The 286-nt window shown below is 47.2% G+C and carries 1 protein-coding gene; it reads left to right on the forward strand.

The genetic code is table 11. The annotated features are described in order from the left end of the window. Positions 1 to 286 (forward strand): alpha-galactosidase (locus tag AB4486_RS24320; RefSeq protein WP_372119198.1); only part of this gene is annotated, 286 nt, incomplete at both ends.

Here is a 286-nt window from a genome sequence, read left to right on the forward strand (position 1 = left end):
GATCAACTGAATCAAGCACACCCTAAAGTCGAGATTGAATCTTGTTCATCAGGCGGTGGTCGCATTGATTTTGAAATCCTCAAGAGAACACATCGATTCTGGGCATCCGATTGTAACGATGCATTGGAACGCCAAGCTATTCAAAAAGGCATGAGTTACTTCTTCCCACCAGAAGTTATGGGGGCGCATATTGGCCCTGCTGAGTGCCATTCAACCAATCGTCGTCACAGTATCAATATGCGTGGTGTCACCGCTTTGATGGGGCATATGGGTGTTGAGCTTGACC

The sequence above is a fragment of the Vibrio sp. 10N.222.55.C6 genome (genome assembly GCF_041473395.1).
In the GTDB taxonomy this organism is placed as follows: Bacteria; Pseudomonadota; Gammaproteobacteria; order Enterobacterales; family Vibrionaceae; genus Vibrio; species Vibrio crassostreae_C.